The organism is Pseudomonas sp. GW821-FHT11G12, from assembly GCF_058808055.1.
Map to the genome: position 1 here is coordinate 290,571 of NZ_JBXARH010000002.1, position 18,947 is coordinate 309,517.

The 18,947-nt window shown below is 56.2% G+C and carries 17 protein-coding genes; 15 read left to right on the plus strand and 2 right to left on the minus strand.

The features are described from left to right. The first annotated feature begins 10 nt into the window (after positions 1 to 10). The 14 genes from AC1RR7_RS09015 to AC1RR7_RS09080 all read left to right on the plus strand — a co-directional run bounded on the left by AC1RR7_RS09015 (position 11) and on the right by AC1RR7_RS09080 (position 15,930). Positions 11 to 2,053 carry a type VI secretion system Vgr family protein gene (locus AC1RR7_RS09015; protein WP_493157162.1) on the plus strand — a complete coding sequence of 681 codons (2,043 nt, stop codon included), beginning with the start codon at positions 11 to 13 and terminating at the stop codon, positions 2,051 to 2,053. Positions 2,054 to 2,104: 51 nt separating this feature from the next. Then, positions 2,105 to 4,753 carry a pesticin C-terminus-like muramidase gene (locus tag AC1RR7_RS09020; RefSeq protein ID WP_493157164.1) on the plus strand — a complete coding sequence of 883 codons (2,649 nt, stop codon included), beginning with the start codon at positions 2,105 to 2,107 and terminating at the stop codon, positions 4,751 to 4,753. Beyond that, positions 4,735 to 5,337, plus strand: coding sequence for a lysozyme inhibitor LprI family protein (locus AC1RR7_RS09025; RefSeq protein WP_493157166.1), 603 nt, complete (start codon positions 4,735 to 4,737; stop codon positions 5,335 to 5,337). Before AC1RR7_RS09020 ends, AC1RR7_RS09025 begins: the two co-directional genes overlap by 19 nt. 392 nt (positions 5,338 to 5,729) lie before the next feature. Then, positions 5,730 to 6,161 carry a hypothetical protein gene (locus AC1RR7_RS09030; protein ID WP_493157168.1) on the plus strand — a complete coding sequence of 144 codons (432 nt, stop codon included), beginning with the start codon at positions 5,730 to 5,732 and terminating at the stop codon, positions 6,159 to 6,161. A 5-nt stretch (positions 6,162 to 6,166) separates the two neighbouring features. Then, on the plus strand, positions 6,167 to 6,610 hold the full coding sequence (locus AC1RR7_RS09035; RefSeq protein WP_493157169.1) for an XAC2610-related protein: 444 nt from the start codon (positions 6,167 to 6,169) through the stop codon (positions 6,608 to 6,610). Between the two features lie 99 nt (positions 6,611 to 6,709). Next, entirely contained in the window at positions 6,710 to 8,104 is a 1,395-nt protein-coding gene (locus AC1RR7_RS09040) for a TIGR01777 family oxidoreductase (protein ID WP_102620696.1), read from the plus strand. Between the two features lie 9 nt (positions 8,105 to 8,113). Next, positions 8,114 to 10,564 carry an alpha/beta fold hydrolase gene (locus AC1RR7_RS09045; protein WP_102620697.1) on the plus strand — a complete coding sequence of 817 codons (2,451 nt, stop codon included), beginning with the start codon at positions 8,114 to 8,116 and terminating at the stop codon, positions 10,562 to 10,564. Beyond that, a complete protein-coding gene (locus tag AC1RR7_RS09050) occupies positions 10,561 to 11,073 on the plus strand; it encodes a hypothetical protein (protein WP_256580563.1) in 513 nt (170 codons plus the stop codon). The genes AC1RR7_RS09045 and AC1RR7_RS09050 overlap by 4 nt, the downstream gene beginning before the upstream one ends. Positions 11,074 to 11,160: 87 nt before the next feature. After that, positions 11,161 to 11,616: a hypothetical protein gene (locus AC1RR7_RS09055; RefSeq protein ID WP_102620698.1), complete on the plus strand. Its 456-nt coding sequence runs from the start codon at positions 11,161 to 11,163 to the stop codon at positions 11,614 to 11,616. 4 nt (positions 11,617 to 11,620) lie between these two features. After that, a complete protein-coding gene (locus AC1RR7_RS09060) occupies positions 11,621 to 12,166 on the plus strand; it encodes a hypothetical protein (RefSeq protein ID WP_102620699.1) in 546 nt (181 codons plus the stop codon). After that, on the plus strand, positions 12,153 to 13,001 hold the full coding sequence (locus AC1RR7_RS09065) for a tetratricopeptide repeat protein (RefSeq protein WP_102620700.1): 849 nt from the start codon (positions 12,153 to 12,155) through the stop codon (positions 12,999 to 13,001). Before AC1RR7_RS09060 ends, AC1RR7_RS09065 begins: the two co-directional genes overlap by 14 nt. A 2-nt stretch (positions 13,002 to 13,003) precedes the next feature. Further along, complete coding sequence (locus AC1RR7_RS09070) at positions 13,004 to 13,759, plus strand: lysozyme inhibitor LprI family protein (protein ID WP_102620701.1); 756 nt, start codon at positions 13,004 to 13,006, stop codon at positions 13,757 to 13,759. A gap of 88 nt (positions 13,760 to 13,847) precedes the next feature. After that, positions 13,848 to 14,813: a hypothetical protein gene (locus AC1RR7_RS09075; RefSeq protein ID WP_256580564.1), complete on the plus strand. Its 966-nt coding sequence runs from the start codon at positions 13,848 to 13,850 to the stop codon at positions 14,811 to 14,813. A 97-nt stretch (positions 14,814 to 14,910) separates the two neighbouring features. Next, positions 14,911 to 15,930, plus strand: coding sequence for a hypothetical protein (locus AC1RR7_RS09080; RefSeq protein WP_493157172.1), 1,020 nt, complete (start codon positions 14,911 to 14,913; stop codon positions 15,928 to 15,930). A 62-nt stretch (positions 15,931 to 15,992) separates the two neighbouring features. On the opposite strand, the gene AC1RR7_RS09085 is transcribed toward AC1RR7_RS09080, so the two are convergent. Next, complete coding sequence (locus AC1RR7_RS09085) at positions 15,993 to 16,370, minus strand: DUF6124 family protein (RefSeq protein WP_273537420.1); 378 nt, start codon at positions 16,368 to 16,370, stop codon at positions 15,993 to 15,995. 578 nt (positions 16,371 to 16,948) lie between these two features. Here AC1RR7_RS09085 and AC1RR7_RS09090 point away from each other — a divergent pair. Continuing rightward, positions 16,949 to 17,335: an SCP2 sterol-binding domain-containing protein gene (locus AC1RR7_RS09090; protein WP_011336568.1), complete on the plus strand. Its 387-nt coding sequence runs from the start codon at positions 16,949 to 16,951 to the stop codon at positions 17,333 to 17,335. Between the two features lie 140 nt (positions 17,336 to 17,475). Here AC1RR7_RS09090 and AC1RR7_RS09095 read toward each other — a convergent pair whose 3' ends face one another. Next, complete coding sequence (locus AC1RR7_RS09095; RefSeq protein ID WP_085708861.1) at positions 17,476 to 18,876, minus strand: aminoacyl-tRNA deacylase and HDOD domain-containing protein; 1,401 nt, start codon at positions 18,874 to 18,876, stop codon at positions 17,476 to 17,478. Between the last annotated feature and the right edge of the window lie 71 nt (positions 18,877 to 18,947).

Sequence of the window (18,947 nt, forward strand, 5' to 3'; positions counted from 1 at the left end):
GGAGCACACTATGTTCAACCCAGCTAACGAAACGCACTTCAGCCTTACCGTTGAAGACTACGTAGGCGACCTGCAAGTCCTGTCGTTCACCGGCACCGAAGGCATCAGCCAGCCGTTCCGTTTCGACCTGGAACTGGTCAGCGAAAACCCGGATCTGGACCTGGAAAAGCTCCTGCACAAACAGGCGTTCCTCGCCCTCGATCCGCAGGGCTCGGGCATCCACGGCCAGATCTACCGCGTCGCCCAAGGCGATGCCGGCAAGCGCCTGACCCGCTACAAGGTTTCGCTGGTGCCGCAGCTGCAATACCTGCATCACCGCACCAACCAGCGCATCTACCAGCAGATGTCGGCGCCGAAAATCATCGCGCTGATCCTCGACGAGCACGGCATCAAGGGTAACGCCTACAGCTTCCAGCTGAGCCAGCCGTGCCCGGATCGCGACTACTGCGTGCAGTACGACGAAACCGACCTGCATTTCGTCCAGCGCCTGTGCGAAGAAGAAGGCATTCACTACCACTTCCAGCACAACCCGAAAGGGCATCTGTTGGTGTTCGGTGACGACCAGACCGTGTTCCCGAACCTCGGCCAACCGACAGCGTATGTGCAGGGCAGCGGCATGGTCGCCGAAGAGCCGGTAATCAAAGGCTTCCGGCTGCGCCTGGAAACCCGCACCAGCCGCACCACCCGCCGCGACTACGATTTCGAAAAGCCGCGCCTGCAGATGGAAGCCGCCTACAAACCGGACGGCGAGAGCACAGAACCGGATCTCGAAGACTACGACTACCCCGGCCGCTTCATCGACCGCGCGCGTGGCAAATTCCTCAGCCAGCGCGCCCTCGAACGTCACCGCGCCGACTACCGTCAGGCCGAAGGTCGCGGCGACCAGACCCGACTGGTCAGCGGCCACTTCATGGAAATGTCCGACCACCCGCGCAGCGAGTGGAACGACCTGTGGCTGCTCACCGAAATCTTCCACGAAGGCAAACAGCCGCAAGTCCTCGAAGAATCGGTGACCAGCGACACCACCGACCACAAGGACGACTTCCACCAGGGCTACCGCAACACCTTCCTCGCCACCCCGTGGGACGTGTTCTACCGCCCGGCCCTCGAACACCCGAAACCTCGCGTCCTCGGCAGCCAGACCGCCATGGTCACCGGCCCCAAAGGCGAAGAAATCCACTGCGACCAATACGGCCGCATCAAGGTGCAATTCCACTGGGACCGCGAAGGCCTGGCCGACGACAAGACCAGCTGCTGGCTGCGCGTCTCCAGCTCCTGGGCCGGCGACCGCTACGGCGCCATTTCCATCCCGCGCATCGGCATGGAAGTCCTCGTCACCTTCCTCGAAGGCGACCCCGATCAGCCATTGGTCACCGGCTGCCTGTACCACAAGGAAAACCCGGTGCCCTACGCCCTCCCGGCGAACAAAACCCGAACCGTCTTCAAAACCCTCAGCTCCCCGGGCGGCGGTGGCTATAACGAACTGCGCATCGAAGACAAAAAAGGCGCCGAACAAATCTTCATCCACGCCCAGCGCGACTGGGATGAAAACGTCGAACACGACCAGAAGATTCGCGTCGGCAATGAACGTCACGACACCGTGGTGAAAAACACCTACACCGAACTCAAGGCCGAAGAACACCGCACCACCATCAGCGACCGCAAGATCGAAGCACGGATGGACGACCACCAGACCATTGGTGAGAACCAGCATGTGAAGCTCGGGACTGCGCAACTGACCAGTGCCGGGAAAGAGATTCACATCAAGGCGGGGGACAAGATTGTCATTGAGGCGGGGACTGAGCTGACGATTCTCGGCGGCGGCAGTTTCATCAAGCTCGATGGCGGTGGTGTGACGGTGGTTGGGCCGGTGGTGAAGATTAATGCTGGCGGTTCGGCGGGGAGTGGCACCGGGATCGGGATCAAACCGCCGGTGCTGCCGGGGGCGGCGGATAAGGATAAGGCGGGGAGTTTGATGGATCAGGCGTTGTTGAATGCGCCTGAAGAACAGGTCAAACGCAAGCCGAAACGAATGCTCAATTTTTCCGGGTAAGACATCGACGGCAATCCAAGTCACCAGGGATCAGAATTCAGGTAATTGGTAATGACAGAGACAACGAACAAAGTTCAAAAATGGTCGTATCCCCTGAAAGTAGGGACAGCCGAAGCGACCGATCCGCAGCAGTTCTACAAAGCCTTAGCTAAAGCACAAGATGGTTACTACCCATTGGGAGCCAATGGTCTTTGGCATGGCGGTGTTCATTTCGATGAGGATTCAGGGTTAGTGAATGACCTTACTGAGGTAAGGTGTATCGCTGATGGTGAGGTGGTCGCTTATCGTATTGATACTACTTACCCAAAATCATTCTTCGGTACGACTGAGTCCCAGTTTTCGACGGGTTTTGTCTTGGTTAAACACCGTTTGGAGGCACCAGCTCCTTCAGCGCCTGCTCCCGCGGCAGGAGGGCCGCCAGCTTCAGCAGCTACGAGCCCCAGTCTGACTTTCTTCAGTTTATATATGCACTTGCTGCACTGGGACACCTATGAAAAAACATCTGCCCTTAGTAGACCAACTTTTTGGGGTGGCGGTACTTGGCAGGTAATGACCACAGTTAAAGACGATATGCTTGGACTTAGGGTTCGGCAGGATCGTCGTGGTAAACCTGGTTATGACACGATTTTGGCAGTTCTGCCTCGCGGCACTTTGGTTGAAACTGGCGAGGAACAAAACGGTTGGCTCAAGGTGATGAATGTCACTCCTGCGCACGCAAGCCTTCCCGTGGGCACCGGCTGGGCTTACAAAAAAGAGATGACTGAGGGTGCAACACCCAATAGCTATATCATTGGTACTGCTGCAAAAGACCCAATGATACCGCCACAGAAAGGACTGGCAGTCCATGCTTCCGCCAGCGTATCAAGCGAGACACTAGCAATTTTGCCTAAAGGTACTCAGGTAAAAATCGGTAATGACGGGGCGCGTGGGAAATATCAGAAGCTTTTGCAAATTGTGAGTGGTAACTCCGTCCCTCCATTGGCCGCAACTGACGTGCTCGGATATGTTTGGGAAGGACTACTTGAAACGAAAAGTGAACCAGCAGAAAAAGATGCAGTTCATGTGTTAACCAACCCGATTCCTATAAAAGCCGGGAGTTTGATTGGTCACGTAGGGAAATATCAGAACCATTCAGATCCTGTCCCCAAAAATTTGCTTCACTTAGAGGTTTTTAGTTGCGAAGACGTAAAAGCGTTCACCGTTTTGAGTAAGGAGAAAGCTTCAGGTTTGCCAGCTGCCGAAAAAACATTGGTAAAAATACCTGTAGGCACTGTGTTGGTCACTCACGCACAAGGGATGAGCGCAGCGCACCCGCCTAAGGTGACAGACACACACACGGAGGTTGGTCGCGAATTTTTGATCCCTGTCAGCACGCTTGAAGCGTTACCAGCAGAGAAAAAAATCAAGGCTCCAGTCATTATGAATGGAACTACCACCTACACGCTTTGGTGGCGTCTGGATGGTTTGCTCTGTGATGCCGACGGGAATGAAATTAGTGGTTGGTTTGCGGAACCCGATATCACTTTGTCGCGTCACTCACCTTTTGAGTGGGAAGGATTTCGCTTCATTGAAGAGAGCGATAGTAATGTTAAGCATTTGGCTGAGTTACTTCACGCACAAGAAAGTCTTAGTGAGCAGGAGCGAGCTGCTTATCTTCCAAACGTCGGTAGTGCTGAGGAAGGTTCTACAAAGCAAGAGCTTCTCAAAATATTAGATAAAAATGGCGATAAAAAAATTACGCCCTTAGAAATAAAAGAAGCATTGCGGAAGCCGTGGTTTTCACAACCAATCTCACAAATGGTAACGCGTTATGAGAACGAATGGTTCTATAAAAAAGAATCGTGGGACGCCTTGGACGAATTAATGGGTCACACTGACTCAGACCCTCACAAAAACTGGGTTGAGGAAAAGTCGAGAATTGAGAAATTAAGTTGGTGGGAGAAACTTATTGGAAAATATGGGATAACTGGAGATGCAAATATTCAGCACATCCATCCAATAGGTTTGTTAAGTGGGTTTTTATCAGGGTGTCCCGAAAAATGTAAGGCAGAAACTTATACTTTCAATACAACGGTCGGGCCGTATGTTATTTCGAGGAAGCTGTTCGAGTTTCTTTTGGTTAGTGAAGAGTATGCGCAATATCCATACGCGCTTGCTGATGATAATAGCGGGGTGACAATTGGGTATGGTTATGACCTGGGTCAACAAACTGCCGCCGCAGTGGATGCAGAGCTGAGAGATCTTTATACGGCTGAAGAAATCGAGCGCTTAAAAGGCGCACTGGGTAAGAAAGGTCAGCAAGCTAGAGATTTTGTACATAATGTGAGCTCAATTTCAATAAGTAAAGAAAATGCGCTTAAGTTGGTTACTATTATGAAGGCGCGGTATGCTCAACAAGTTGTCAATGTGTATCCAAAAGTAGTAAACCTACATCCTGATTGTCAAGGCGTGCTACTTTCTTTGGTTATTAATAGAGGCAATGCTCTGAGCGGAAATACTCCGGCTAAGCATGCAAGTCGATTAGAAATGAGGCAGATGAAGGAAGATTTTGATAATGATCAGCCTGAGTTAGTGCCTTCGCGTCTTCGTGGGATGAAAAGGTTATGGGAGAACGATCCCAATACAACTGGTGTCGCTACTAGACGCGAAAAAGAAGCTGTTTTCTTTGAGGAGGCATTAAAATGCAATTGCTGGAAATAGTTTGCAGGAGAGTTGTTTTTACTTTTGCCCTGTTCTTTGGCTTAGTAGGGTATGTTTCAGCAAGCACTCCTTGCGGAGCGGTAAGTGTTTCGAATTTGGATATTGCCAACTGTTCTAAAGCCGCCTATGAAAAAATTGATAAGGTGCTTAATGAGCAATATAAGAGTTTGATGTCTAGTATTGATGCTCCGCTGAAACAGGAGTTGCAAACTTCGCAAAAAATTTGGATAAAGTTAAAGGAAAACTATTGCGCTGCTGATGGCGAAAACGGCTCTGCAGGTCAAGAGGCCGCGATTGAAAAACTTTCATGTATTAAACAATTTACCAGTTTTCGGGTGAGTGAATTAATCTACCTACGGACGGGAGTCATTGGAGATGGATTCTACAAAGCGGTGTCCCTCGTAAACGAAAAGACTACAGCTATGGACTATGCCAAAGCAGTTGATTATGTCGGAGGAACGATGGATTTTGGCCCGGAGTGGCAGGATTATGCGCAAAAAAATTGTGCTTTGACAGAAAAACTGTTTGGCGAAGATAGCGTGAGATGCCTTGCGCGGATGCGATTCCAGATGCCTATTTATTAGAGTGAAAAGGGACGGGTTTATTGGTTTTATTTAAATATATTCGGCCCTCTTTTTGCTGCGTAAATAAGTCTGTCCGCTCGTTGATAACAATACTGCATTGCTACTTGATAAGTTTTTTGTGGTTAACGAGTTTCGATAAATATTAACAAGTCATGTCTTGGTTTTTTGGCGTTATTCCCTTTCGCTACCCGCAGTGAGAAAAGGGGACTGAGAAAAGGGGACAGAAAAGGGGACGGATTTATTTAGTGTTTTGTAAAAAATGAGCAGGCCGGATTTTTCGAGTTTGGTGGTTTCAGCCCTAGCGGAGCTCGATAAATAGATCTGCCCCGCTTCTTTTTTCCAGTCGCTGTGACTAGTGCCAAGGCGCGTCATTTCTTCTGAACGGATTCAAGATGAGAAAGCTACTCCCGTTACTCACGGTTTTCCTCCCCCTGACTGCTCACAGCGAGGTCACCTCCGAAAACTACTGCTTCGATGACGCCCACTCGATCAAGTTCGAACTCAGAACCTTCTACGATCATGACAGCAATTGGTCGGGTGGTTTCGTCAAATACGCCAAGTCGAAAACGCCGATTTCCATCGTACTGACGGATCATCAGGAAGAAATACTTGCCCCGGACGCACCCACGCAAAATACCCGTACCTGGTCCGAGATTGTCGACGGTAAGGTCACGGGAACCTATGAGTGGGTCACCCAGGCAGCGATGAGCGTTTCGATGGTTTACACCAAGAAGTCCAACGACAAGGAATACAGTTTCCTGCTTGACCCCAATGTCGATGTTTCTCTAGACGGTGGTTGCAAGTGGGAGCAGGGCGATCAATGAGTCGAGTGAGCTTGGGTCTGGCGCTGTTCGGGTTGTTGGAATCGGCGTCGGCGGGGGCGGAGGCAGAGGCAACATCGTTCAGCCCTGTTAAAAACGTTGAAGTGATGTTGGAAGTGAGCGGGCCGAAAGTGACGGTTCAAGTCGATGCTCGCGAGTCGCGAACCATCGACTTTTCCGCTGAAAAATCCCTGCACGTCGCTATCGACGATTTCAACTTCGATGGCATGAAAGATTTTTCGGTCTGGCAGATCGACGACGGCATGGGCACCTACACCATCCACCGTATTTTCATCTACCGGCCGAAAACCGCTGACTTCGAGGAAGTGCAGCCGGATTGTGGCGATGGTTTCGTCAACCTCCGTGTCGACAAGAAACGCAAAGTATTACTCAGCACTTACTGGGGAATGAACGGGTCGCAGTCATGTGTGACGCGCTTTCACAAGCGCTGAGCCTGAGCCCGTCAAGGTAAACGCTTAACGCTTGTGCATCTGACACCCCCCATTTTCCTTTAAACTCCCCGCCCTCAAGGAACGCGCTCAGGACACGGAATGCCAGCCCCCTCTTTCTCTCTTCGCCCCGCGATGGTGCTGTGGCTGTATGCCGCCGCGATCGTGCATGTGCTCGCCGGTCTCACGCTGACTTGGGCCGGTCATTCCGGATTACTCGACGGCTATTTGCACACCCTCGAACTCGCGTTCTGGGGCGCCGATGCGGTTCCTGCTGCCGGCCACGAGCAGCAGGTGTGGTGGCTCGCACTGTTCGGCGCGACGCTGCAAAGTTATTCGCTGTACATGCTCGCGTTGGTGCATCTCGGCAACCGTCTTAGAGCTCCCGCAATTTGGGGATGGTTGATGGCGGGCGTGCTGTTATGGGCGCCGCAGGACATGTGGCTTTCGGCGCAACAGCAAGTCTGGTCGCATCTGTGGCTAGACGGTTTTGCGCTGCTGGTGCTGTTGCCGCCGCTGATCTGGTTGCTGCGCCATGATCGTCGGTCGTCCCCGCCAGAAAGAACCGTAAGCAAGTCCAACCCCTTTGTCGGCGGGGCCTACAAGCGCGTGCTGATCACCGGGGGCACCGGGTTTATCGGTGAAGCCGTGGTCAATCAGTTACTCGACGCCGGCCACACGGTCAGTGTGTTGGCGCGGGATCCGTTGAAAGCAGCGAACCTGTTCGATGGTCGCGTTCGCTGTGTGCGGTCGTTGAGCGAACTCGGCTGCGACGAACCCTTCGACGTGGTGATCAACCTCGCCGGCGCACCGGTCGCCGGTCCACGCTGGAGCCCCAAACGGCAGGCGCAACTACTCGCCAGTCGGGTCGATACCACCGAAGCCTTGATGACCTGGCTGAAGCACACGAGCCATAAACCCGCGCTATGGATTCAGGCCTCGGCCATCGGTTTTTACGGTGTGCGTGATGCCAGCGAAAACCTCGATGAACAGGCCAGCAAGGGCGACGGTTTCATGGCCGAGCTCTGTGCGCGTTGGGAGGCTTCGGCGCAACCCGCGACGCAGTTTGGCGTGCGTCAGGTGGTGCTGCGCCTCGGTGTGGTGTTTGGGCCGGGCGGTGCGTTGTTGCCATTGCTGATTCCGTTTCGCCTGGGCTTCGGCGGGCGCATGGGCGATGGTCAGCAGATCATGAGCTGGGTGCACCGCGACGATGTGATTCAGGTGATCGCTCGATCTTTCCACGATGAAAATTTGCGTGGCACCTACAACATGGTCGCGCCCGAAACCGTCAGTCAGGCAGCGTTCGCCGAGAATGTTGGCAAGGTCCTCAAGCGTCCGGTGTGGTTCCACATTCCTGCAGCGCCAGTGCGTGCGTTGGCCGGGGAAATGGCTCAGCTGTTTTTCGACGGTCAACGCGTAGTGCCGCAGCGTTTGAGTGAGGCGGGCTACACGTTCCGCTATCCGACCCTCGACGCCGCGCTGCGCGATCTGGCCTGAGGATCGCCCATGAGCAAGTCTCTGATGTACCTGCTGGCCGGCAACGGCAGCGCCGCCGATTGGTGGGATGATGCGCTGCCGCATTTTCAGCGTTACGACGTGGTGCCGCTGGAGCTGCCGGGCTTCGGCGCCAACCCGCAGCCGCCCTGCGAGGATCTGGCGGCTTACGCCCAGACCTTGTTGGCGATGACGCAAAAGGGCAGCGCGATCATGGCCGTCGGGGTCAACGCGTTGCTGGTGCTGCATGCACTGCAACGTCGGCCCGGGCACTTTTCTCGCAGTGTGTTGCTGGCGCCGGTGGGCGCCTTTTTGTGGCAGCGCCGATTGCCGGCGCTGATGTCACCGCTGCCGATCCGCAAGTCCATTCACTGGCTGCTGTCGAACAAACCCACGCTGTTCGCCCGCAAGTTTTCCAACCAGACCTGGACGCCCGCGCAGTACCAGCGCATGGGCGCCGGTTATGCGCGCTGCCGTGCGTTTGTGCCGCACTGGGATCTGATCCGTGCCGACACCGCGCTGCCCTTGCTGGAGTGGATCACCGACCCGGTCGAGTTGGTCTGGGGCGATCAGGACAAGGTGCTTGGCATCGAACAAGCGGCGGCATGGTCGGCAATTCTTGCGCGCGCAGACCTGACCATCAGCCTCAAACCCGGTTGGGGCCATTACCCATGGATCGACGCGCCCGCGCAGTTTGCGCAGTGGCTGGAGTCGGGCGAACGCGGGTTTGTCGCGCACACCAAGGGCGGGCGTTTGCGTCTGGCGGAACTGGCCCGGCAACCGGTGCCGACGGCGCTGACTCTCAACGATTGCAACGACCCGCGACTACCGACCTTCCTCGCCAGCCAACCACAGGCGACCTGGGCGGTACGTTCCTCCAGTTACGGCGAAGATCAGGCCGACTCGGCGAATGCCGGTTTGAGCACGACCTATCTGCGCGAGCCGGCCGCCATCGTGCCGGCGCGCATCGTCGAGCTGACTGCCGAAGGTGTCGAGGAAGTGGTGGTGCAGCGCTTCATCACGCCGCAGGTGTCGGGCATCGCGTTTGTGCGTCATCTGTCGGTGGAACTCGAGTGGGTTGAAGGTCATCTTGAGTCCCTTGCCGACGGCCAGATCAGCCCGGAGCGGGCGACGCTCTCGCGGCTCGGCGATGCCTGGCGCAGCGGAACATTCACGGCCGCCCACGGTTTGACCGAAGACGTGCTGTGGCGCTTTCTCCAGGATGTCTTGCGGGTGTTTCACTATGTGCCCGGCGATGTCGAATGGGCCTGGGACGGTACGCAACTGTGGCTGCTGCAATACCGGCCGATCAGCGACTACGGCTGGCGCCGGCACCTGACGGCCGCCAACATCGCCGAGATCCTGCCACTGCAACCCAGCGTGCTGGTGGAGTACGCCCAGCGCCGGGCCGCCGCGAGCATTCCGGCGATCATGGCCCGTTGGGATGCGCGGGTGTTGCAGGACAACGAGCCGTTCACGGCGGTATTTGGCGGCGCGTCCTACATCAACAACGACCTGTTTCTCGCACGGTTGGCCGACTGGGGCATCAGCGCCAGCAACTATGCCGGTGAAGTCGGCGGTGCGACCCCGCATCTGCCGTGGCGACCGCTGCGGATGATGCGTTCGCTGCCGTTGTTTTTGCGCATGCAGCGTATCGCTCGCGGGCATTTGCTGAGCCTTGAGCATGGCTTGCAGCGTTTCGACCGGGAGCTGACCGACCTCGTCGCCCAGGGTGCTGACGGTCAGCAACTGGCCGACTGGTTCACCCGGTTTTATGTGTTCGTGGTGCAGGGCAATCTGTGCATCGCCACGGCGCTGGCCAGCAGCGGCGGGGACTGGCTGGGCCGACCACCCACCGCTTACGACAACCTGGAAAACAGCCCCCATCGACTGCCGTGGGAGACCGATCCGGCCACACCTCGACCTGCGTCGAGCGCGTTGCCATTACAGGCGTTCCCGCAATGGTCAGGGCTGATCCGGCTCGCTCATTCGACCGGCCTGCCGGGCCTGCGTGGTTACTACCTGCAAGTGCGCGAGTGGTATCGGGACAACCTGATGCGCATCTTCTTTCGCCTGCATCACGCCATGCCTCTGGCGGATCGCGATCACTGGTTTGCGCCGCACCCGGACATCCGCACGCGCGACGGCAGCTTCTGGCAGGACGGCCGCGAAGGTGCCGAACAGGCCACCGGGTTCATGATTTACCCGGGGCAGGTGAGGGGCATTCTTGGCGCCGACATCTTGCTGGAAGACACCCTCGATCCCGGGCGTCACGCGCACTATCAGGCCGCGCGGGCGGTGATTGCGCGGATGGGTGGACGGTTGTCGCATGGTTCGACGTTGTTGCGGGAACTGCGCAAGCCTTCGGCGGTGATGCCGCAGGTGGATCTGGCGTGGATCGGGTGCGAAGTGTTGTATCGGGATGGTGAGCTGGAATTGATGAATTCGAAGGATGTGAAGTGAAGCGACTGTCGTTGATGTGTATGGCCTGGTTGCCGATGGCGAGCATGGCGATGGATGTGTGCAATTCCGAGTCTGATACCAAGCACTTTCTCTCTCAGTGGTCAGAGAGTCGAGATAACAAGCCTGACGACATACTTTCCGGCCTCCACAAGGACCAATTTTCTGTGGAGTACGGCAAGGTTGTGTACCGCGGTGATCTCAATGACGACGGTCAGGAAGACTTCATTTTCACCTCCTACTCAAGTCGCGGATCAGCGGGTGACTCAACCTTCGCCTTCCTGATCCAGTGCCATGGTTACTTGAAGCATGTCGGTGGAGATTATTTCGCCAGAGTGAAGGTCTTGGATGGTCCGCCCAAGAACGGCGGAGACTTCAAAGACATCGCAATCTATTCCTACGTCAGGGATAAGCGCGACCAGATCAGTTACATGGGAAAAGACGCGTTAACTCGGCGTCATCTATGGCAATTCAACCCGCAGACACAGCGTTATGAAGGTCAGTCCGAGTAAGCCAACGGTTTCCCACTGCAGTTATGGAGTTAGTACTTGAAAGGATTTTCGATTGTTCTCGGCAGCTTGCTATCAGCTGCCTCTTCCATGGCATTCGCCGCCGATCCCGACTTCAAGGATTACGCCGTCACCCCCGTTTTCAGCGGCCCCAACCATGAACCGGTGCAGCAGGAACAAAGCAACCCGGTCATGGACGGCACCCGGGCGAAGGCCCTGCAAGGCAAGGTCAACTTCGCCGGCCATTACATCCTGTACAGGTTCGGCTGTGGCGGCGGCGCCATTTGTGGCGAAGTGCTGGACGCCCAGACCGGTGATGTCGTTGGCGGTCTTCCGAATGCCTATGACGGCAGCACTTTCGACACGACGTATTTGCCCGATAGTCGCTTGATCATCATTTCCGGCGTCACGCTCGATGGTGAAGAAGACACCCAGGGAAAACGCCTGGAAAACCGTAACCGGGATCGGTACTACGAATTCGTAAACAATGAGTTCCGGCTGCTTGGCATGACCGACGTGGAATCGCCGTCAATTGATGAGGAATGAGTGGATGAGCCGACTACTCGCGGGCAGCCTTTCGCTGTTGCTCTCGTTTCCAGCTTTCGCCGCTCCCAAGGACGCCTACACCCAGCGCGATGTCATGCAATGTGGCGGCGTTGAAGTGGTGATGGTGTCGTCCTGCCGATCCGTGACGGTGGATGACGCGGAAACCCACCTCATCCCGGTTTGCTCCGACCAGACGATCAACATCGGCGGCAAAGTCTTGCGCCGCAACATCGACAAGGTTTCACAGCTCACGTCTGACGGTAAGAAAGCGAAGATGCTGAGTAACGTTGTCGTGGCGATGGATTGTGTGAAAGGAACCAAGGGCAGTCTTGTTTCGATAGGTGGCTACGGCGGTTGCGGTGCCTGTCCTGAATGGCACGGGTATTACTCGACAGTGGGGCGATTGGAGCAATACAGCTTCGATAATAATCAGCGCTCATTTGGTTCGAAGGGGTCCTGGGAAGAACTGATCAAGGCTTATGGCGTGACCAAGAGGCAGCTGCAGTCGGAAAGTCCCTCGGTTAAAAGGATCGACTATGGGCAGCCTTAAGCGGGTATTGATGATCGGCAGTCTGTGCAGCGCTATGAGCGCCTTTGCCGAGGACCCGCCGATAGTCGGTGTCGACGGGCACACGGTGTCGTTTCGGGCTACAGAATGGACGATGCCCGGTGTGGATTCGGCGACCGCATGGTTCACCGCCAATGGCAAAACCTTCCCGCTCTTTGGCGCCGATATTGGCGCCGATGGGCACTCCAATATGCTCAGTCCTGACAAGAAAACCTTGCTGCTCGACCCAGTGATATTCGGCATGTTGTCGGACGAAAATGGTGAAGAAAAGTTGGTGTCGCAACAGCATTGCACGGTTATCTCAATGGAGACTGGTTGCGTGTTGGCTGATCGTTCGGCCACTTTTTGTGTCGGGCAGTGGAAGGGCAATCAATGGGTTACCGAAGACGGCGATGTGCTCACTCCCGCCCTGGAGACGAGGTCTCCAAAGGACTTGCTGAAACATGTCACAAGTAACGAACTGGCGCAGTCTCGCGCAGAGTCCATCGAATGGGGCCTGGTCTATTTAAGTCCGGAGTCCTACATGGCGTGTCATGCCCCGGCGCAAAATGTTCAGGCCTATAACGACTTGGGCTTTTACCTGGCCGAGGGCGGCAAAGATGAGCTGGCGCTGAAGTTCTATCGCGGCGTTGAGGCCGTCGGCAAACGCACAGTGCTGATGTTGAACATCGCCGATTCACTCTGGCGCCTTGATCGCAAAGACGAAGCGCAGCGCTATTACAGCCAGTACCGCGACGCGATGAGCGCCGACGGCAAGGCGCAGAAAATACCTCAACGCGCAGTTGAGCGATCCGTCATTCAGGGAATGAAACATTGAACATGTTTGTGCGCTTTATCGCGTTGTCCTTAGGCCTGCTGTCCGCTTCAATCGCGCTCGCTGAGGACAACTGCAAAGTCATCACAGTGAGCTGGCAATACGACCAATGCGTGGAAGCCGACCGCAAGAGTGCCGATGCAAAACTCAATGCCAGCTACAAACTATTGATGACTCGATTCGAGTCTCAATGGAAGCGTCAGCCTGAACAAGCGAAGGCATACATGGCCATGGCCAGAGACTCGCAACGCGCGTGGATCAAGTTGCGCGACACCACATGCCCTCTCGAAGCCATAGAGACTGAAACCGGATCCAAGGCATATGCCACGCTGACCAACAACTGCATCGCCAGAATGAGTCTGGAGCGAGCCGCTTATCTGGACGCTGTCGCGCCGGATGATCCGAGTGAAGTGGTCGATGTCGCCAAGGTTTCCAACTCTGCCTCTCAACGCTTTGGTGATGTTGTTGCTCGTTATGTCACCGCGTTTGGTAGTCCGTGCCTCGATGTGCAAATCCTTGCGCCGGACGGCAATTGGAGGGTGTTGTCGTCCAGGCGCTTTTGCAGTTTTGACGGCAAGTCGTTCAGGTCGGGTTATAGCTATGCCGGGTTTGAGGATCACGTCTTTGCGGACGACGGTTTGCACGTGACGCTTAGTCTGACAGAGCTTCGTCCTACCGGCGAAAAACGCCTCGCCTGTGTAATTCCGATTCAGAACGAGCAAATCAAAGAGCTGAAATGCGGCGTACCTGAATCATCGTGAGGCCACTCGCGCTGTTTTTTGAAGATTGATCAATTTGTCGATCAACAAGGAAGTAATGGAAGTGACCAGGTTCTCAAGTTGTGTGTGCATGCTCGTATCGATCATCGGTTTTACAGCACAACCGGCAGCAGCTGATGACCTGCAAACCATCAAGCAAATGCATCCGCCGGTGGTGGCATCAGTGGGCGAGCAGAAGATCACCGTGTTGTTTTTGAAGAACACGCTCAAGGGTCAGACGACAGGCGCCTACGTTCCCGGTGGGGAGGTTTTTTACACGACGATGAGTCCCACGAAGCCGGAACTCTCGTTTGTGGCGCCGCTCATGGGTGATGAAATCGCGTCGGTGTTTTTCTTTGAACGCAAATTTCCTGAGCAAGCGGGGAAATCCCTGTACGTGCTCACGAAGCTAAAAGAGTCATACGGTAACTTTGAAGGCTACACCTATTGGACGCTGGAATTGCCGCTCATCAAGCAGGGGGAACAGTTGTCTTTGCGGTTTTTCCGCGGTGATCCACCAGACCCCGAATTGCAGAACTGTCGCGACGGCCGAGACCTTGAGCATGGCGTCGATGTCGTGTGTGCCTACAAGGATGCAGCGAGTATCAAAAAGCGTCTGGCAGACCTTGATGCAAAGATCATTGCCGATTCGAAACTGCAAAAGGAGATCCGCCAGAAAGCGTTAAAGACCGACGATGACGTGACCAGTGTTGCTTGCCCCTCACCCAACTTTTCAACGTTCCTCTCAGCCTTCTCTGAACGCGCGGACGTGCAGAAAGCCTTCGTCCAACAGCCGCTGAAAATGGTCACGACCATGGCCGGTGATCCCGAGCCCGAGATGCAAAAAAGCAGCCTCAGCGGCGATCAGCTCAAGTTCCCGATCATCCCGGATCTGGCGAAGCGAGAGGCCCAGGGCCTGACGTTGACCGTTAAGGAAGAGCAGGGTGATCACGCCGTCGCCATCCTGCAGAAACCGGATACCGATTATGTCTTCGAGTATCGGTTTGTTCGTGGGCAATGCTGGCGGCTGGAAGAAGTGATGGATTACTCACTTTGAAACAGGTGGCAAGTTGAAAAGATTAGGTTTGATCGCGTTATTGCTGTGTTCTTTCTCTGCGGTGGCGGGGCCGATGTTCCCGTCACTCGAGTCTTGTATGGACGCCGATAGCGACTGTGCGCTGGCGCTGAGAGACGATTTCCTGGTGGATGCTAAGTCCGGGCAGCGTCTCTCCGAAAGGCCGGTATCGGCCGGAGCGGGGAGTGTTTTCTGGCTGTATCGCGATGGCGAGCGCTACATCCTGGAGGAAGAAAACTCCTCACAGTCGAAGACGCGGCGCTGGCTGGTTTTCACCTACGGCAGCGGCAAAGTGGAGCTCGACGGCGCTTATGTTTTCTCGATCGACATTGATATGAACACCGGGCCCTACTGGCATGGCTACGACTGCCGAGGTGATGCCAAGCCGTTTGTCGTGCCAACGAAAGACTCGTTCAGTGAAGTCGCTTTGGAGGCGTTGTGCGGAGAGGCCGAAGGCTGGGTCGTCTCGGGCGGGGATGCCAAGGTGCCGGTGTCGGCCAAAGGGCTGGCCGTCAGTGTTCCCGTTTATCACGCCCGCAACCGTGAGGGTTCAGCGACGTACCTGTTCACTGAAAGCGATGTTCCGGATCTTTCGAAGCTGGTTTGCCTGTCCAATTGTGCCGATGCCGCCAAAAAGCCGGAGCGCGTTTCGCAGGAGACGGCGCCGTTGAAGGGCGGGCAGGATGGAACGTTGTGCTCGGATGACGAAGACATTTACTTCAGCTGCCCGCTGCAGGGCGGCAAGACGGTTTCTGTTTGTGCGCGGGGAAACAGCAAGCCCACGGCCGGTTCTGTTCAGTACCGTTACGGCGTGCCGGGGAATATCGAGATGGTCTACCCGAAGAATGCTATGCCACCCAAGGGAAAGTTCTTTGTTGTAGATGCGTCGGAAGGCAGCGTGAACCTGAACATCATCAAATTCAAAAGCGGTGCTTATACCTACCTCGTTAGCCAGGCCTTCGTGAGTTTTCTGACGGTGCTCAAGGAGGACAAAGTTGTATTCAGGCAGCGATGCGGCTCAGGAAGTTATTCCTTCATAAACCGTGCGGCGCTCCAAGGGGTGGAATCACGACCAAAAAGCGCAGAGGATTTTCGCTAGTCGCTGCTGCCGAAGATTAGGAAAGGGGACTTAACGTCCCCTTTTTTCCGCCCGCGATTCAACTACGGCTTTGCTTGGTAATCTCGAAACTCAATGTGATCGAGCGTGCCTTCCACCATCAAGCGCACCCCGTCCGCCATTCTGCTCAGGCCCAGTGCCATCGAGCGGCGGGGGCCGTCGAGGTCGTCGGCCAGGTTGGCGGCGAAGGCGCTGATGGACAGGAGGTCTTCGGAGGCGTTGGCCATGAGGGCTTCGGCGTCGGCATTGGGGCAGAGGGCGAACAGGCCGCCGAGGCGTTTTGGGCGTGGGGCGGTGGGTTTGAAATGGTGGTCGAGGGCGCGTTCGGCGGCTTCGTGGAGCTTCTTCGAATCGGGTGATTCGTAGGGGGAGGTTTCCGGGTTTTCTGGAATTTCGGGGGGATTCGGTGTTGGTTTGATCATTAGGTCTTGCTCCATGTTTTAGGAGCCGACACCGTTTTCGCTCGCACTTCGAAAGTGGTGGCAGCTGTGCATAGGTGTGCAAGACCGGTGGAGCTATCCGGCAGGCTTGGAAGCCTCCCACACACAGCCGCCATAACGATCCGCGAGCATAGGAAAATGCCTGATGAATTGCCATAAGCGATTGTGTGCCCCATCGGACTTGCACGTCCGAGTCACCGATTTTGCGGTGACACACAGAGGCTATCGATGATGCTCAAGTTCGCCTAGTTCATGGACAGCACCGCAGTTTGAAGGACATTTCCCAAGGATTTGCGGGGTAGAGGACCGAAAGATCGCCGCCTCCGGCAGCTCCTACAGGAATGTGTTTCTTCAGGTGTAGGACGGGGGATGGTGTGACGCGGAGCGTCACGGGATGCATTCCCACGCAGAGCGTGGGAACGATCAGGCTCAAGGCGTGACTTGGCAGTCATCATGCGAGAAAAGACCTGCATCGTCTTCTATCAGTCTTGGATAGTGGCGAATCCGTCCGAATCCCTTACACTCCCCCAGCCGTTCATTTTCCTTTTGAGGCTGTGCGCATGAAATTTCGTTTTCTTCTGTGGATGCTGGGTCTGTTGATGGGTAAGGCCAGTCGGACAAATCCTGCGTTCCAGCAGCAGTTGGGTGACAAGGATCTAGTGTTTCAGCTACAGACTCTGGACGGGAAAGTGGCGCGGCATTTCGTGGTGAAGGATCAGCGCATTACCAGCAAGTCTGGGGTGGTGGCGGAGCCGGCGTTTGCGATTGCCTTTAAAGACGCGGCGTTCGGGTTTGCGACGATGCAGGCGAAGAACAAGCAGCTGGCGTTCATGCAGGGGATTCAGGACAAGTCGATCCAGCTCAAGGGCAACCCGGCACTGGTGATGTGGTTTCAGGGGTTGATGAAGTATTTGAAGCCGCGGAAGGCCAAGCCGAAGGCTGCTTGAGTCTGAGGTGAGGCGGTGACGCGGAGCGTCACGGGCTGCATTCCCACGCAGACGGTTCGACGCCTCGACGTAGGAACGATCCAAGCAATAAAAAAGGCCCCACACTTGGTTGAGTGTGGGGCCTTTTTTATGAGCGTAAGTCAGGCCTGGCTGAATTGCGAAGCCAGTTCGCGCAGGAGGACTTCGGCTTCCAGTACTTTGCTGACGACGTCATTGGCCTTGTCGCGAGTCAGGCCAACGCGCTCCAGCAGCGCATCCGGAATGTCTTCATCCGGCCCGGAGCCGATCCCGCGACCGCGTAGCAGGCGCACGGCCAGGCAGACGAGGTTCGGGTATTCGGCGTAGGCGCCGTCGTAGTTCGGGTCGTGTTGGAAGCGCAGGGCGGTGGCCAGTTCGTCCGGCATGTCCCAGTAACGCATCAGCCAGGAGCCGATCTGTTCGCGGCTGATGCCCAACAGGTGTTGCTCGACGTAGCTGTGGCACAGGTGCGGGTTGACCTCCAGGTGGCGGCAGATCAGCGAGAAGTGCGGCGGGAACACGTGGGCCAGCAACAGGTAGCCGAAGTTGTGCAGCAGGCCGGCGAGGTAGGTCAGGCCGGCTTCCGGGCGCTGGGCGCGCGGCATGGCGCGGGTCAGGCCTTCGATGACGGCGGCGGTGTAGATCGACTGCTGCCAGTACGGCGTGGTGTGTTGCGGGTGATCCTTGGGCAGGCTCAGGGTCTTGCCGAGGGCCAGGCCCAGCGCCAGATTGATCACCAGATCGAAGCCCAGCACACGGACGATCGCGTCTTCCACCGAGCGGATCTTGCCCGGCGAAGCGTAGTACGGCGACGCCGCCCAGCTCACCACTTGCGCAGCCAGCGCCGGGTCGGTTTCGACCACGCCGGTGATGTCGTCGATGGTGGCGTTCGGGTCGACGCGCAGCTTGATGATTTTTTGTGCGGTTTCGGCCAGCGGCGGAATCTCGATGGTCGCTTCCAGACGTTGCTGGATGCGCCGCGCGGTGAACGCCTGCACGGCCTGGGTGATTTCCTCGCGGTCATCGTCCGGGCGGTCGAGGTTCGGGCGGATGCTGCTCAGGGCTTCGCCGAAGTTGGCGGCGCTGGCCTTGGTCAGCATGGTCTTGAAGTCTTCGCTGGCGATTTCCAGCAACAGGCCCGGCTCGCCGGAGTTGATCAGCAACTTCGGCTCGCGCAGCAGGCTTTCTTCGTAGAGGCACGGCGAACTGGTCAGCGCTGGCAGGCCCGGCAGCAGGCTCAGGCTGTGTTTGCCGAGCATCTTTTCCAGGCGCTCGGTGGACACGGCGGTCAGGCGACGGCCCGTCAGCTCGGCGAGGCGGTTGAGATCCAGCAACTGGCTCTGTGGAAACAGCACCATCAGCGCACCGACTGCGTCGTCCAGCAACACGGCCTGCACTTTGCGCGAGGCGTTGAGGCCGTGGTGGTCGAGCACTTCTTCGTAGGCGACGCCCAGCTTGTTGAGCAGCAGCCGAATAACAGACGGAGCGTGCGGGGATTCGGGGGCGAGAGCAGCTTCGGTCATGGTCTGTATCCGTTTTTGAAACAATTGCTGGAGTATAACCAGCTTGGTTGGAACGAGCTTTGAGAAACTGC